The organism is Flavobacterium sp. (assembly GCF_025352425.1).
In the GTDB taxonomy this organism is placed as follows: domain Bacteria; phylum Bacteroidota; class Bacteroidia; order Flavobacteriales; family Flavobacteriaceae; genus Flavobacterium.
In genome coordinates this window covers 1-13,779 of sequence record NZ_JANXTI010000060.1, presented here as the reverse complement: position 1 = coordinate 13,779, position 13,779 = coordinate 1, and the positions used below count along the sequence as shown (strand labels likewise).

The window sequence follows — 13,779 nt, the reverse complement described above, 5'->3', positions numbered from 1 at the left end:
AAAACTCTTAAATAATTTTTAACTATATTTGACATGAATATTGGTTTGTTTTGCGACTTCAAGATACTGAATTTCAGTATCTTGACCAATATTTAATCAATTTATTTTTACTTTAAATAATTACACCCAACGGGTTAATATCTAATAAATCAACTTGTAAAAGTCTTGATTTTTTACATTTGCAAATATACATTTCAGTTTCTAAATACTTTCACAACAAATGGCTAAAAAAAGTACAATTCAAGTAGAAAAAGTAAATCAATATATTGTGAATTGGTTGAAAGAATATGCCTTAAAAGCAAATGTCAACGGCTTTGTAATTGGTATCTCCGGCGGTGTTGATTCTGCTGTGACTTCTACACTTTGCGCTCAAACCGGATTGACAATCTTATGCATTGAAATGCCGATTTATCAAGACACTACTCAGGTTAGCCGCGGAAGGGAACATATTGAGCAATTAAAGAAACGTTTCCCAAATGTAAAAAATGACATGACGGATTTAACGGCTGTTTTTGAAATGTTTAAAAATGAAGTTCCGGACTCGGAAAACGAGGTGAAGCTCAATTTATCTCTCGCTAATACCAGAGCCCGATTGCGGATGACAACTTTATACTATTTTGCCGGAATTCATGGCTTACTCGTAGCAGGAACAGGAAATAAAGTCGAAGATTTTGGTGTTGGTTTTTATACCAAATATGGCGATGGCGGCGTAGATTTAAGTCCAATTGCCGATTTAATGAAAAGCGATGTTTATGCATTGGGGGAATATTTAGAAATCCCTTCCTCTATTCAAAACGCATCGCCAACGGATGGATTATTTGGTGACTCAAGAACTGATGAGCAGCAACTTGGAGCCAGCTATGATGAACTAGAATGGGCCATGATTGAAGCTGAAAACAACAAAAAAGGAGCAGATTTTACAGGAAGGGAAAAACAAGTTTTTGAAATTTACACGAAGTTACATATTGCAAATCAACATAAAATGCAGCCCATTCCTTTATGTTTAATTCCTTTACCATATAAAAATTGTTAAAAAAAATGTAACATATTTACAATATGTTTTCTTACCTTTACGGTCGTTTTATTAACTTTTATCAAATACCACAATTATGATAAATCTATGTGTCGCAGATAACTTTCCAGTTGTACACTTTGGAATGAAGGCTTATTTCAAGGATCATTCTGAAATAAATGTCGTTTCAAACGTTGGTAATTTTTTTATGGTTCCGGATACATTAAGAAACAAAGAAATTGACGTCTTAATCATTGATTTAGAGCTTGAGGGATTAAAGAGCATTTATGAAGTCAAGTCAATCATTAAAAACTTTCCAAAAACTAAAGTTATCATTTTTAGTAGCTTGTCAGAACACATTTATGCGCCAAATGCTATAAAAGCAGGTTGCGCTGGTTATGTTCACAAGACATCAAAGCTTGAAAATTTAGGGATTGCTATTGTCAAAGTAAGCCAAGGGCAAATTATCCTAAATGATGAAATCAAGAAAAGTTTAGCATTGATTGCTAAACAAAACAAATCGGAACGTTTGTATCGAAAACTTTCTAATCGAGAAATCGAGGTACTTCGCTTTTTAAGCGATGGTAAAAAAAACAATGAGATTGCTAAAATTTTAGCACTTAACGAGAAAACAATCAGTACTTACAAACTTCGTCTGTTGACAAAGCTAAATGTAACGAATTTGGTTGACCTTGTTAACAAAGCAAAAACGTTAGAAATCGTTTAAAATTAAACCTCGCAAATGCGGGGTTTTTTTATAGGTAAGTGGAGCGTATTCTTCCGATTTTATTGGTAAGATTGACTTTCAGTTTGTTATAATCGTTGATGGTTGATTTTAGTTCTTCCAAATCATTTTCTTCTTCACTACGATAAGTATTCATCAAATCCATAATCAACTTATTGATAAGATATTCACGAAGTGACACAATAGTTTCTGAAACATATTGTGATACATTTTGATTTTTGGTTTTCACATAAATATGTTTGGTTTCCCAATTGTGAAGCAATTCTTTTTCTTCCAACATCAATATATCGGTAACAATTTGTGAATGCTCAACAGACAACTGCATTAAATAATGCTCTATATTGAACGCTTCATTTTGATTGTAATATGCAATTAAATCATTATAAATTTCTTTAAATAAAGGATTTGCCAATTCAACTTCATCTTCCTGCAGACTCAAATAAATACGTTGGTAAACTTTAGCCAAATTGGTTTCTTTCTCTTCAATCATTTCACCTTCCTCATTGGCTTTCAAAATAAAATCATCAAACTCGGCTTCCTGTGAACCATAAAGCAATAGCATTTCGATTATCTTACGTTCCAATTCGTATACGATATTGACTTTTTCCTGCGGAGATTGCGTCTCACTTTTGACAATTTCTAATGCTTTATACTCTTGTTTAAGTTTTTTTCCGGCTTCCGTAATGTCTTTTTGAACCAATTGAGCCAGCGTGTTCAACAAAACCTGTTCCGAAATATCCATGATTCGGGAACATTCCTGAATATAGATTTCCCTTTTTATACGATCCGGAATCTTGGAAATGCTGACCACCATATCACGAATTAAATCAGCTTTCTTAATTGGGTCGTTATTGGCTTCATCCATCAAAAGCGAGGCTTTAAACTGGATAAAATCCTTTGCATTGTTTTCTAGATACAAAACCAAATCTTCATACGAATTTTTTCTGGCAAAACTATCCGGATCATCACCATCAGGAAAGGTGCAGACTTTAACATTCATTCCTTCTTCAAGAATCAAATCAATTCCGCGAACAGAAGCACGAAGTCCCGCAGCATCTCCATCAAAAAGAACGGTGATGTTTTTTGTCAATCGGTTGATTAATCGAATTTGGTCCGGAGTTAAAGCAGTTCCGGAAGAGGCTACAACATTCTCCACTCCGGCCTGATGCAATTGAATGACATCAGTATAGCCTTCAACTAAAAAGCAATTATTTTGTTTGGCAATTGCTTGTTTGGCATGAAAAATTCCGTAAAGGACTTTACTTTTATGATAAATTTCGCTTTCGGGCGAGTTCAGATATTTGGCTGCTTTTTTATCATTTGTCAAAATCCTTCCTCCAAAACCTAAATTTCTTCCGGATAAACTTTGAATTGGAAACATAACCCTTCCCTTAAAACGATCAAAATGCTTACCGTCTTCTCTGAGAATTGTCAAACCAACTTTTTCAAGATAATCCAATTGATAAGCTTTTGCCAAGGCTTCTTTTGTAAAAGCATCCCAAGTTTCGGGCGAATATCCTAAACCAAATTTGGTGATAGTCTCGTTTGTAAAACCCCTTTCCTTGAAGTACGACAAACCTATTGCCTTGCCTTCTTCGGAATTTAAAAGGGTATCGTGAAAATAGGTTTTTGCAAATTCGGAAACCAAATACATGCTTTCTTTTTCATTGGCCTCTATTTTATCTTCCTGGGAAACTTCGGTTTCTTCAATTTCGATATTGTATTTATTGGCTAAAAAACGAATGGCTTCGGGATAGGTAAAATGCTCGTGTTCCATAAGGAAAGTCACAACGCTTCCGCCTTTTCCCGAACTGAAATCTTTCCAGATTTGCTTCACAGGAGAAACCATGAATGACGGCGAACGTTCATCCGAAAACGGACTTAATCCTTTGTAATTGCTGCCTGCACGCTTGAGTTGTACGAAGTCGCCAATGACTTCTTCCACACGTGCGGTTTCAAAAACTTTATCTATGGTTTCGCGGGTAATCAAAATAAATTGAAAGATTTAAAATTTGAAAGACAGTAAAAATACATAAAAATAAAAAAAGATGCTTCATTGCTGGAACATCTTTTTAAAGTATAAACTAACCTAAAAAAATTCTAATTCAAGTCAAAACGAACACCTAGTGATATATTGTTTTGTTTAACAACATTGTCTTTAAATAATGGATTTAAATCATATTTCAGATATAAACTAGTTTCGCCATAACCAAGATAAGTACTAACTCCATAAATGAAATCATTGGTATTAAAGCCGCCTCTTTCCCTGAGGGTAATATCATGGCCGTCCGCTTCGTATTTTAAAATCTGTTTTGATTTTACTCTGAATCCCGCATAACCACCAATTCCGAATCGAACGCCTTCATGAGTTCTGAATAATGTTTTTCCTTCAGCATTCTTGGTTGCTTTTGTAAAATCGAACTCTAAATGTACCGGCGCAGTTACGTAGACATTTCTGAAACGGGAATCGCGAAGATTGATTGAACTGGTTTCAAGATTGGTTTGGTTTCCGTTCGCCACAAACACTCGGTTGTTTGTTGGACGCAGATTATTATACATTACTGAAAATCCATATTTCAGGTGCAATAAATTATCATTTTTAAAAATTCTTGTATTAGAAGTAAATCCCCATTCGTAGAAATGTGAACCCCAATACCTGTAGTCGGAATGCGCGACAGCTTTATCAGTAACCAAATTGTTGACACCGGCAGCAAAAACAAATTGTGAAGTAGTTCGTGCTTCTCCTTTGCTTTTTTTAATTGAATCGTTTTTATTCCAATTCCATTTCACCGCCATTTTATACTTGGTGTCTTTAATTTTACCGTCAACCTTTTGTTTCACTAACTCTTTTAACTCATCTTGGGCTTGTCCAATTCGGGTTTCAATATTCTTAGAATGTATTTCTGCCAATTTCATTTTTTTTTCATCGGATTGTTCTTTAGTGATTGTTCCTGCTTCTAAATCTTTGTTTACTGCTTCGAGTTCAACTTTCAGCGCCGCTTTTTCCTCTTTAGTAATGTTTTCGATTTTATCGGCTATGGCATGCACCTTAGTTTCGAATGATTGTTGTGCTGATAGTTTGCTTGCCACAAGGCATGCCGCTACTGCTAAATAAAGGGTAAAATTTCTCATGATGTTTGATTTAAAATTTGATTAATGATTTACTGATTTTTGTTAATGTTATTCGTTATTTCTGTTGGCCAAAGCTACTTTAACTTCTTTATAATTTTTTGCCATCTTATTGATTACTTTCTCTCTAAAGGTCAGTTCCAATTCGCCATCAACTTGAGAAAGCAGGCTTTTTGGATTTATTTTTACGAGAGTATTTTTTTCGGAAGATTGCTTAGCTGCTTTATCCAAACCTGCTAAAAGTTGTTCATCCGAAGGAATGTTTTTAACAGGAAGAACAATTTCCTTTCTGGTCTCGATTACAGGCAGGTTTTTTAAGGCTAGATCTGAACTGTTTTGATATTGAATTTCTTTTTCACGATTAATGAGTGGATTTTGATGAATGGGTAGTTGATTGTTGATTGCTGATTTTTGATTGCTGATTGAAACTGATTTATTATTATTTGTTGATTGGGATTCTGGATTTTGGGTTTTAGTTGATATTACAACTTGATTTTGCTTTATAACTTGAGGCATTTGTTTAACATTTTTTCTAACTGAATCTTTGGTTTCTGTAGTAACCACATCGTTTTTAAGCATGATTTCACGACCATTTTGTGTGAAGAAAAACAAACCCACAGCTAGCAAAACCGTGATGCTTGCAGCAATAAACAAAAAGCCAAAAGGTCGGCTTGTTTTTTTTTCTTCGGCTACTGAAAGCATAGCATCTAATCTGTCCCAAGCCTGAGCAGAAGGCTGAATTTCTCTCGAATCCAACTTTTTCTTTATCTGTTTTTCTATCTTATTCAGTTCCATTGTCGTAATTTTTTAGTTTACTGTGTCAGTTTGCTAACGCTCGTGTGCTGATGTTCTCCTGAAGCATTTTTCGTGCATGAGACAACTGCGATTTTGATGTGCCTTCATTTATTCCGAGCATTGCCGAAATTTCCTGATGTTTAAAACCTTCAACACAATAAAGATTAAAAACCATCCGGTAACCATCGGGTAAATTGTCAATCAAAAACTGAATGTCCTCTACGGAAAACTGGCTTTCAATATTGTTATGGCGCTCTTCGTAAAAATTTTCGTCTTCAATGAACTTCACCTTTTTCTGAACCCGAATAAAGGAAATACATTCGTTTATCATAATTCTTCTTATCCAACCTTCAAAACTGCCTTTGTGTTCAAAATTCTTTAGATTGGTAAACACTTTCATAAAAGCGGTTATCATGATATCCTCTGCCTGCTGCAAATCTTTTATGTATTGACGGCAAACGCTCAACATTTTTGGAGAAAATCGGGAATAAATCTGATGTTGTGCATGTCGATTATTTTCGACAGCCAATTCAATTAACTCCTTTTCTTGGTGATGTAAATTAATTACTTTCAAAACTATTGGTTAGTGTTCTATTAGCATAGACGAGGATGGTTGAAAAATAGTTGCATGACGATTTTAAAAAAATTAAAATATCAGTAAAATCAATGCTTTACGAATGAAAATAATTTTAAAATTATCTATTTTTTTCTTTCGATAACATAGTTTACCATAAGTGAAAGCGCATCTCTATAGTCAGATTGAGGGAATTCTTCAAGAATTTGAAGTGCTTCCTGCTGGAATTCTATCATTTTTTCTTCGGCGTAAGCCAAACCGTTTTTGTCTTTTACAAATTGGATAACTTCGGTAACACGTTTTTTGTCTTTATTGTGATTTTTTATCGAATTGATGCACCAGCTTTTTTCTTTGGGCGTACAGTTATTCAAGGCATGAATTAAAGGCAATGTCATTTTTTGTTCCTTGATATCAATTCCTGTTGGTTTTCCTATTGCATCGTCGGTATAATCAAACAAATCGTCTTTGATTTGAAATGCCATTCCGATGAGTTCGCCAAATTTTCGCATGGATTCTACCCGATCTTCATTTTCAGAAACCGATTTAGCGCCAAGTGCGCAACAGGAAGCAATTAATGTGGCTGTTTTTTTTCGGATGATTTCATAATATACTTCTTCCACAATGTCTAAACGCCTTGCTTTTTCTATTTGAAGTAACTCGCCTTCACTCATTTCGCGTACGGCAACCGATATTATTCGGAGTAAATCAAAATCGCCATTATCAATGGAAAGCAATAATCCTTTTGACAATAAATAATCGCCAACGAGAACTGCGATTTTATTTTTCCACAAAGCATTGATAGAGAAAAACCCGCGACGTCTGTTGCTGTCATCAACCACATCATCATGAACCAAAGTTGCGGTGTGAATTAATTCGATTACACTTGCACCACGATAGGTTCTTTCATTAACTTCATCAGTGTCAGAAAGCATTTTGGCAACCAGAAAAACAAACATTGGTCGCATTTGTTTTCCTTTTCGGTTTACGATATAATAGGTTATTCTGTTGAGTAAAGCTATTTTGGAAGTCATCGATTCATAGAACTTTTTTTCAAAAAGCTCCATTTCCTCTCTAATGGGTTCTTTTATTTGTGAAGTGATATTCATCGCTTTCAAATATACAATAATGCAGTCGTTTGAAAAATTTTTTAATTTTGATTAAACCTTTTTAATAAAAACAACTCAAACAAAGCGAACCATAAAAAACGAGAATATGAAAACAACAAAACTTATTTTAGGACTTGCATTAGCTTTTTCTATTTTTAGTTGTAGCAAAGATGATAATGGGGGAAACTCTATTACCGCTGCAGACGCTGCAACAAATGCAAAATTAGACATTATGAACGATGATGTTTCTAAAATTGTAGAAGATCAATTGAATACATCCGACGGAATTTCCGGAAAAACCAATCAAACTATTCAAACTACAGATGCATTTTTACCGGCATGTGCAACAGTCACGAGAGTTCCTGCTTTTGGAACCACAATTACTCCGGGAACCTTAATTACTAAAACTATTGACTTTGGCACAACAGGTTGTCCGCTTCCAAACGGAAATGTTTTAAGAGGAGTAATTGTAATCACTTTTATGTACCAACCAGCCGCTACGTCGCATACAATAACGTATACGTTCCAGGATTTTTATCACAACAATATAGAATTTAACGGCACCAAAACTTTCACAAGAATTATGGCCACAAGTACTGCTAACCCAAATATTCATCCAATTGTCACTATGGATATGGATATGACAGCAACTTTGCCAAATGGCGATGTCGTTACTCGCGTTGGACAACGAGTGAGAGAAATTATCGAAGGATATGCTACAGCAATTTGGTTGGATAATATTTATCAGGTTACGGGAGAATGGACAACAACTTTCCCGAGCGGAGCAATACAAACAAGTACTATTACAACTCCTTTAAGAATTAGAATGAACTGTCCGAATATTGTCAGAGGCGTTATCACAATTGTTAGAAATGGCAACACCGCTACTCTTGATTATGGCGATGGAGAATGCGATAATCTTGCAATATTCACCGTAAATGGGAATTCTCATATAATTACTTTAGGGGGAAATTAAAAGTAATTTTATTTTAACCAAGTCCCGGATTTCAATTAAATCCGGGACTTTTTTTATGACTTATTGGCTAATTGTCCGCAGGCAGCATCAATATCTTTTCCCCGACTTCGGCGCACTTTGGCTACTATGTCATTTTTTGCTAAAGTTCTAATGTAATTCTCTATTGCTTCGTCTGAGGCTTGTTGAAACTCGCCGTCATCTATTGGATTGTATTCTATTAAATTGACTTTACAGGGAACATATTTACAGAATTTAACTAAGGCGTCTATAGAAGCTTTATCATCGTTAATGCCTTTCCAAACCACATATTCATAGGTTACTTTGCTTTTGGTTTTTTGATACCAATACTGTAAAGCTTCTTTCAATTCGGGCAACTGAAAGTTTTTTGTAAAAGGCATGATGCGGTTTCTGGTTTCTTCAATGGCTGAATGCAATGAAACAGCCAGCCTAAATTTTACCTCATCATCGGCCATTTTTTTTATCATTTTTGAAACTCCTGAGGTAGAAACAGTAATTCGTTTTGGAGACATTCCCAGACCTTCGTTGGAGGTAATCATATCTATAGCTTTCATCACATTGTTGTAATTCATCAATGGTTCGCCCATTCCCATAAAAACAATGTTGGAAAGCGGTCGGTTATAATACAAACGGCTTTCACGGTCAATGGCTACAACCTGATCATAAATTTCTCCGGGCTCAAGGTTTCGCATTCTTTTTAAACGAGCTGTGGCGCAAAAATTACAATCCAGACTGCAACCTACCTGACTCGAAACACAAGCGGTTGTTCTTGTGTCTGTCGGAATCAAAACACTTTCAACAATCAAACCGTCATGTAGCCGGACAGCATTTTTCACTGTGCCATCTTCGCTTCGTTGCATTTGGTCAACCTTGATATGGTTTATCACAAAGTTGTTTTCGAGCATCATTCTCGTCTCTTTGGAAACATTGGTCATGTCTTCGAAATTGTGTGAAGCCTTACTCCAAAGCCATTCATAAACCTGATTGCCACGAAATGGCTTGTCACCATTGGCGACAAAAAAATCGCGCAATTGCTCTTTGGTTAAACTTCGGATGTCCTTTTTTTCGATTTCCATGGCGCAAATTTAGGCTATTTTCATTAGTTGTTAATTTGTATTTTTGTAAAAAATAACACAATGCATTTCCTTTCAGACGAATTAGACAGCTATGTTACGCAGCATTCAGAAAACGAACCTGAATTGTTAGCACAACTGAATAAAGAAACCCATCAGAAAATATTGGCTCCTCGAATGTTAAGCGGTCATTTCCAGGGAAGGGTTTTGAGCATTCTTTCTAAAATTATCCACCCAACAACTATTCTCGAAGTGGGAACTTATACTGGTTATGCCACACTTTGTCTGGCTGAAGGTTTAGCAGAAAACGGCACCATTGATACTTTGGATAATGAAGAAGAATTATTCGATTTTCAAAGGAAATATTTTGACAAAACCATTTGGGCAAAACAAATAACACAACATTTAGGTGAAGCATTGGATATCATTCCGAAGCTAACTAAAAAATACGATTTGGTTTTCGTTGATGCTGACAAGGAAAACTATATTAATTATTTTCATTTGATTGTTCCAATGATGAACAAAGGCGGAATTATACTTTCTGACAATGTTTTATGGAGCGGAAAAGTACTGGAAGAAGTAAGATCAAACGATATTACGACCCAAATTCTTTTAGAATACAATAGATTATTAAAGCAAGATCCAAGAGTAGAAACAATTTTACTACCTATTCGCGACGGATTAACTGTTTCACGCGTACTTTAATCCTTAAAACGTATTTCCGGTACAGTTTGTAGCAAATAAACCCGAATGTTGCCCCAAAAGCATAACCTGTTAGAATATCTGAAGGAAAATGTAACCCAAGATAAATTCGGCTGTAAGCGAAAATCAAGGGAAATAAAAATAGTAAATAAGCATGTCTGTAAAATTTCTTCAGAATCATAAATGTAAAGACTGTGGTTGCCATTGAGTTGGTCGCATGACCAGAAAAGAAACTAAACGATGGACTTGTCTTTACTACTCTGATAATATGATTTATTGTCTCGTCGTTACAAGGGCGTAACCGATGAAAATACCATTTAAAAAGATTTGAGGTTTGGTCGCAAAGCAATATTAAAAGGGCTGTGAAAAGAAAGTAATAACCAAAATTTTTCCACCCTAGTTTCTTTTGCAACAGATAAAAAACAAGAAGAAATAAAGGTGTCCAATATACTTGTTTTGTAATTATCAACCACAAACCGTCAAAGGTTTCAGAACCAAGACCATTTAAGAAAATCAAAAGTTCTTTGTCTAATTGGAGGATTTTTTCCAGCACTATAATTGTCTTTTTACCGGTCCGGTCAACTCCTCAATATCTTCTTTTGCTTTGGTGACTTCGGGTAAGATATTAGTATCAATTCCTGATTTTACTTTTTCAACCTCATCGGTAAATGTCGCTGTCAACTCTTTTATAGAAGTGTCTATGCCATTATCTTCTGCTCCTTTTTGGATTTCACTTTTTATTTCGTTAGTAGCGTTTTTTAATTGCGCCATTCCTTTTCCAAAAGCCCTGGCCATTTCCGGTAACTTATCAGAACCAAAAAGCATCAGCGCAATCAAAATTATAAGGATAAATTCTCCACCACCAATTCCAAACATAATTTCCAGATTTAATGAGTTACAAAGTTACTAAAATTGCTATTAGTTTTTTAAAATTTCTAAATATTTAGTCGCTAAATCCGAGAAGATAAAACGAGCCATTATTTTATTTTTTGTGTTTAGTGCATCAACGAGCTTTGGGTCTTCGATTGCATAATACCAAAATCCTCTCAAATAATCCTTCGGAATTTTTAAGTTTTCCGAAAAAAACTCTACTTTAAAGAGATATTCTATCTTTTCCAATAATTTTTCCTTTTTTTCGACTGCTAGTTCCTTCTTGAGCATTGCTGTTCGCCCACTAATAGAATTTATCAAACCATCTGCACTCATACCTCCTAATGGAATTAATAATGGACTGTACCAATGAAATTCTTCGGCTGCCCTTAATTTCCTCTCTGCTGGTGTGTATGCTTTTGCAGGTCTTTGCAATATTCCTAATGAAACCGCATTGATATCTTTATACTGCTTGATTTCCACCTCATCAAGCGCGTTAACTTTTGCTTCTAAATTTTCTACATAAAGTTGTTTGACAATGTCATTTTCAGTTATTATTGATTTTTTAGTCACTACCTGTAAACCCGAAAATTTCAAACTATCCCCAACCTTCACGAACATTGAAAAATTACCATTTTTATCTGTTGTCGTTACTGATTCTGACCGTAAATTAGACACGTTAACGTCATTTAATTCTTTGATTTGGGAAGTTATTTTTCCTTTTAACAAAGTTAACGTTGACGTTTGGGCAAAAGTTTGGGCAAAAAATAAAAATATAATTATACTTTTAAATAACTTCATTATTCTAATTTTACGAATGTAAAAATATCCTTTAGATTACTAAAAGTAGATAATCTTTTGTTAAAAGTAAATTATACCAAATGAAAAAAATGATTATCGCCAGCACCTCAACAATCCATGGCGGAAACTATTTAGAATACCTGTTGCCTATTTTGGAAAGCCACTTTAAACACTGCACCGAAATTCTTTTTATCCCGTATGCACGTCCCGGCGGAATTTCACACCATGATTACACGCTTACTGTCCGTTCGGCTTTCGCCAAAATAAATAAAGCAGTCAAAGGTTTGCATGAATTTGAAAACCCAATAAAAGCTATTCAGAACGCACAGGGAGTTTTCACCGGCGGTGGAAATACTTTTTTATTGGTAACGCAATTGTATCAAAATAATGTGATGGAAGTCTTGGCAAAAGTTGTCGAAAGCGGAACACCCTATCTTGGTTCAAGTGCAGGAAGCAATATCACAGGACTGACGATGCAAACCACGAATGACATGCCTATAATTTATCCCCCCAGTTTTAAAACGTTGGAGTTAATTTCTTTTAATTTAAATCCACATTATCTCGACGCTGATAAGCATAGTAAGCATATGGGAGAAACACTGGAAACACGGATAAAGGAGTTCCATGCTTTTAATAACATTCCCGTTATAGGGTTACGCGAAGGAAGCTGGCTTGAAGTTAGCGGAGATAAAATAATTTTGAAAGGAGATTTAACCGCTAGATTATTTAAGCAAAATGAAGTCGCCACAGAGCTGGAACCTGAAACTGATTTAGCATTTTTAGGAAAATAAAAAACCTCAAACTAAAGTTTGAGGTTTTTGAGCGGAAGACGAGGCTCGAACTCGCGACAACCAGCTTGGAAGGCTGGAGCTCTACCAACTGAGCTACTTCCGCGTTAATGTGGGTGCAAATATATAGAATAACATTCTTTCGATGCAACTTTTTTTTTAAAAAAATATTGACTTATTTAAACCGAAAGAAGTTGAAACTGTAAGTCATTTGTAATGAAAATGTTGCGAAACCTTTTGCTAATGCGCAAAATTTAAGCAGCTAATTTTGAAATAATTTCGTGAGCTGCAGAGGGATGATAAAGAAACAAACAGGATTTATTCTTTATTACATTGATGATTTTCGCATTCATTTCAACAGGAAGTGCCGGACAACCCTGACTTCTCCCCAATCTCTTGTTTTGTTTTATAAAAGACTCCGAAACATAATCTGCTCCATGAACCACAACAGCTCTTTCTCTCGCTTTATCATTCAGTCCTTTTTCAAGTCCGTCCAGTTTTAAGGATAAGCCGTGCTTGCCATCATAAATTTCACCTGTAGCATAAAACCCTACGCTGCTTTGGAAAGACTCCGCCTGATTTGAAAATTGCTTAGCAAATTCTTCACCCGTATTTTTCCCGTGAGCTACTAAAGTATTGAATAATATGATTTTTTTATCTAAATCAATTACCCAAAGGCGTTTCGTATTTGATGACTTACTGAAATCAACTAACGTAAGGATGTTTTTTTCAACAAGGCCTTTATCCTTTAGCAAATAAAATCCATCCAATGCTAAATTAAAACAATCAAAGCTTGGCAAAACAAAAGAGTTTGCATCTAATTGATTGTAAATAGACACATTTTCTAAAACAGCAGCGGTTTCTGTTTTGACACTAATTTTTTTGGGATTTTTTTTGTTTGGAAGATTTGTAAAAGACATCAACAAAACAACAAAAAACAAGAGGAAACATTTGTAATTCATTTGATAATAATAGGTTAATATTTGAGACTTGGTTTGGCAAACATAAACCTAATTTCCAAAAATAAAAATACTTTAACGTTTATTAAGCTAAATTTAACCCGTTGGGTGTAATTAAATTGTTTGATTTTTAATATTGTTTATTGGTCTGTCAAATATGAATTTATTGATATACTGAACCAATGTTAATGCTGTTATTTTTGCTAAAATTCTTGTTTTAAAACCTTCAAA

15 protein-coding genes, 1 tRNA gene and 1 pseudogene are annotated in these 13,779 nt (G+C 34.9%); 5 read left to right on the top strand and 12 right to left on the bottom strand.

Annotation, left to right across the window (positions count from 1 at the left end; all coding sequences use genetic code 11):
- The first annotated feature begins 220 nt into the window (after nucleotides 1-220).
- The gene (nadE, locus tag Q0Q99_RS08090) at nucleotides 221-1,033 is read left to right on the top strand and encodes an NAD(+) synthase (RefSeq protein WP_293894079.1); all 813 of its coding nucleotides are present in this window, start codon (nucleotides 221-223) and stop codon (nucleotides 1,031-1,033) included.
- A 76-nt stretch (nucleotides 1,034-1,109) separates the two neighbouring features.
- The gene (locus tag Q0Q99_RS08085) at nucleotides 1,110-1,739 is read left to right on the top strand and encodes a response regulator transcription factor (RefSeq protein WP_293894077.1); all 630 of its coding nucleotides are present in this window, start codon (nucleotides 1,110-1,112) and stop codon (nucleotides 1,737-1,739) included.
- Between the two features lie 28 nt (nucleotides 1,740-1,767).
- Here the strand turns inward: Q0Q99_RS08085 and dnaG are convergent, their stop codons facing one another.
- The 5 genes from dnaG to Q0Q99_RS08060 form a co-directional block, all read right to left on the bottom strand.
- Nucleotides 1,768-3,747 (bottom strand): DNA primase, encoded by a 1,980-nt coding sequence (gene dnaG, locus Q0Q99_RS08080; RefSeq protein WP_293894074.1) that lies wholly within the window; start codon nucleotides 3,745-3,747, stop codon nucleotides 1,768-1,770.
- Nucleotides 3,748-3,857: 110 nt separating this feature from the next.
- On the bottom strand, nucleotides 3,858-4,889 hold the full coding sequence (locus Q0Q99_RS08075) for a hypothetical protein (protein WP_293894071.1): 1,032 nt from the start codon (nucleotides 4,887-4,889) through the stop codon (nucleotides 3,858-3,860).
- Nucleotides 4,890-4,937: 48 nt separating this feature from the next.
- Complete coding sequence (locus Q0Q99_RS08070; protein WP_293894068.1) at nucleotides 4,938-5,681, bottom strand: hypothetical protein; 744 nt, start codon at nucleotides 5,679-5,681, stop codon at nucleotides 4,938-4,940.
- Nucleotides 5,682-5,706: 25 nt separating this feature from the next.
- Nucleotides 5,707-6,255, bottom strand: coding sequence for an RNA polymerase sigma factor (locus Q0Q99_RS08065; protein WP_293894065.1), 549 nt, complete (start codon nucleotides 6,253-6,255; stop codon nucleotides 5,707-5,709).
- Nucleotides 6,256-6,380: 125 nt separating this feature from the next.
- On the bottom strand, nucleotides 6,381-7,361 hold the full coding sequence (locus Q0Q99_RS08060) for a polyprenyl synthetase family protein (RefSeq protein ID WP_293894063.1): 981 nt from the start codon (nucleotides 7,359-7,361) through the stop codon (nucleotides 6,381-6,383).
- 106 nt (nucleotides 7,362-7,467) lie between these two features.
- On the opposite strand from Q0Q99_RS08060, the gene Q0Q99_RS08055 reads away from it, so the two are divergent.
- Entirely contained in the window at nucleotides 7,468-8,337 is an 870-nt protein-coding gene (locus Q0Q99_RS08055; RefSeq protein ID WP_293894061.1) for a hypothetical protein, read from the top strand.
- A gap of 53 nt (nucleotides 8,338-8,390) precedes the next feature.
- On the opposite strand, the gene rlmN is transcribed toward Q0Q99_RS08055, so the two are convergent.
- Complete coding sequence (gene rlmN, locus Q0Q99_RS08050; protein ID WP_293894058.1) at nucleotides 8,391-9,431, bottom strand: 23S rRNA (adenine(2503)-C(2))-methyltransferase RlmN; 1,041 nt, start codon at nucleotides 9,429-9,431, stop codon at nucleotides 8,391-8,393.
- Nucleotides 9,432-9,491: 60 nt separating this feature from the next.
- Here rlmN and Q0Q99_RS08045 point away from each other — a divergent pair, with 60 nt between their 5' ends.
- The gene (locus Q0Q99_RS08045; RefSeq protein WP_293894055.1) at nucleotides 9,492-10,133 is read left to right on the top strand and encodes an O-methyltransferase; all 642 of its coding nucleotides are present in this window, start codon (nucleotides 9,492-9,494) and stop codon (nucleotides 10,131-10,133) included.
- On the opposite strand, the gene Q0Q99_RS08040 is transcribed toward Q0Q99_RS08045, so the two are convergent.
- Genes Q0Q99_RS08040 through Q0Q99_RS08030 form a run of 3 tightly spaced genes read right to left on the bottom strand, consistent with a single transcriptional unit; the run spans nucleotide 10,096 to nucleotide 11,801 of the window.
- Nucleotides 10,096-10,683 carry a phosphatase PAP2 family protein gene (locus tag Q0Q99_RS08040; protein WP_293894052.1) on the bottom strand — a complete coding sequence of 196 codons (588 nt, stop codon included), beginning with the start codon at nucleotides 10,681-10,683 and terminating at the stop codon, nucleotides 10,096-10,098. The two genes, Q0Q99_RS08045 and Q0Q99_RS08040, sit on opposite strands and share 38 nt — an antisense overlap.
- Nucleotides 10,683-11,006 carry a twin-arginine translocase TatA/TatE family subunit gene (locus Q0Q99_RS08035; RefSeq protein WP_293894049.1) on the bottom strand — a complete coding sequence of 108 codons (324 nt, stop codon included), beginning with the start codon at nucleotides 11,004-11,006 and terminating at the stop codon, nucleotides 10,683-10,685. Before Q0Q99_RS08035 ends, Q0Q99_RS08040 begins: the two co-directional genes overlap by 1 nt.
- Nucleotides 11,007-11,048: 42 nt before the next feature.
- Entirely contained in the window at nucleotides 11,049-11,801 is a 753-nt protein-coding gene (locus tag Q0Q99_RS08030) for a hypothetical protein (protein ID WP_293894046.1), read from the bottom strand.
- An 80-nt stretch (nucleotides 11,802-11,881) separates the two neighbouring features.
- Here Q0Q99_RS08030 and pepE point away from each other — a divergent pair, with 80 nt between their 5' ends.
- Complete coding sequence (gene pepE / locus Q0Q99_RS08025) at nucleotides 11,882-12,592, top strand: dipeptidase PepE (RefSeq protein ID WP_293894043.1); 711 nt, start codon at nucleotides 11,882-11,884, stop codon at nucleotides 12,590-12,592.
- A gap of 30 nt (nucleotides 12,593-12,622) precedes the next feature.
- Here the strand turns inward: pepE and Q0Q99_RS08020 are convergent.
- The 3 genes and pseudogenes from Q0Q99_RS08020 to Q0Q99_RS08010 all read right to left on the bottom strand — a co-directional run.
- Nucleotides 12,623-12,695: transfer RNA gene (locus tag Q0Q99_RS08020), tRNA-Gly, on the bottom strand.
- 148 nt (nucleotides 12,696-12,843) lie between these two features.
- A complete protein-coding gene (locus Q0Q99_RS08015) occupies nucleotides 12,844-13,551 on the bottom strand; it encodes a murein L,D-transpeptidase catalytic domain family protein (protein WP_293894040.1) in 708 nt (235 codons plus the stop codon).
- A 111-nt stretch (nucleotides 13,552-13,662) separates the two neighbouring features.
- Nucleotides 13,663-13,779, bottom strand: a pseudogene (locus Q0Q99_RS08010) (IS982 family transposase); the annotation flags it as partial.

Bases quoted from the DNA above. Each gene is read 5' to 3' on its own strand.
- Q0Q99_RS08055 (WP_293894061.1), top strand. From the start codon at position 7,468: ATGAAAACAACAAAACTTATTTTAGGACTTGCATTAGCTTTTTCTATT.
- Q0Q99_RS08045 (WP_293894055.1), top strand. From the start codon at position 9,492: ATGCATTTCCTTTCAGACGAATTAGACAGCTATGTTACGCAGCATTCA.
- Q0Q99_RS08035 (WP_293894049.1), bottom strand. From the start codon at position 11,006: ATGTTTGGAATTGGTGGTGGAGAATTTATCCTTATAATTTTGATTGCG.
- Q0Q99_RS08085 (WP_293894077.1), top strand. From the start codon at position 1,110: ATGATAAATCTATGTGTCGCAGATAACTTTCCAGTTGTACACTTTGGA.
- Q0Q99_RS08015 (WP_293894040.1), bottom strand. From the start codon at position 13,551: ATGAATTACAAATGTTTCCTCTTGTTTTTTGTTGTTTTGTTGATGTCT.
- Q0Q99_RS08030 (WP_293894046.1), bottom strand. From the start codon at position 11,801: ATGAAGTTATTTAAAAGTATAATTATATTTTTATTTTTTGCCCAAACT.
- Q0Q99_RS08070 (WP_293894068.1), bottom strand. From the start codon at position 5,681: ATGGAACTGAATAAGATAGAAAAACAGATAAAGAAAAAGTTGGATTCG.
- Q0Q99_RS08060 (WP_293894063.1), bottom strand. From the start codon at position 7,361: ATGAATATCACTTCACAAATAAAAGAACCCATTAGAGAGGAAATGGAG.
- pepE (WP_293894043.1), top strand. From the start codon at position 11,882: ATGAAAAAAATGATTATCGCCAGCACCTCAACAATCCATGGCGGAAAC.
- Q0Q99_RS08075 (WP_293894071.1), bottom strand. From the start codon at position 4,889: ATGAGAAATTTTACCCTTTATTTAGCAGTAGCGGCATGCCTTGTGGCA.
- rlmN (WP_293894058.1), bottom strand. From the start codon at position 9,431: ATGGAAATCGAAAAAAAGGACATCCGAAGTTTAACCAAAGAGCAATTG.
- nadE (WP_293894079.1), top strand. From the start codon at position 221: ATGGCTAAAAAAAGTACAATTCAAGTAGAAAAAGTAAATCAATATATT.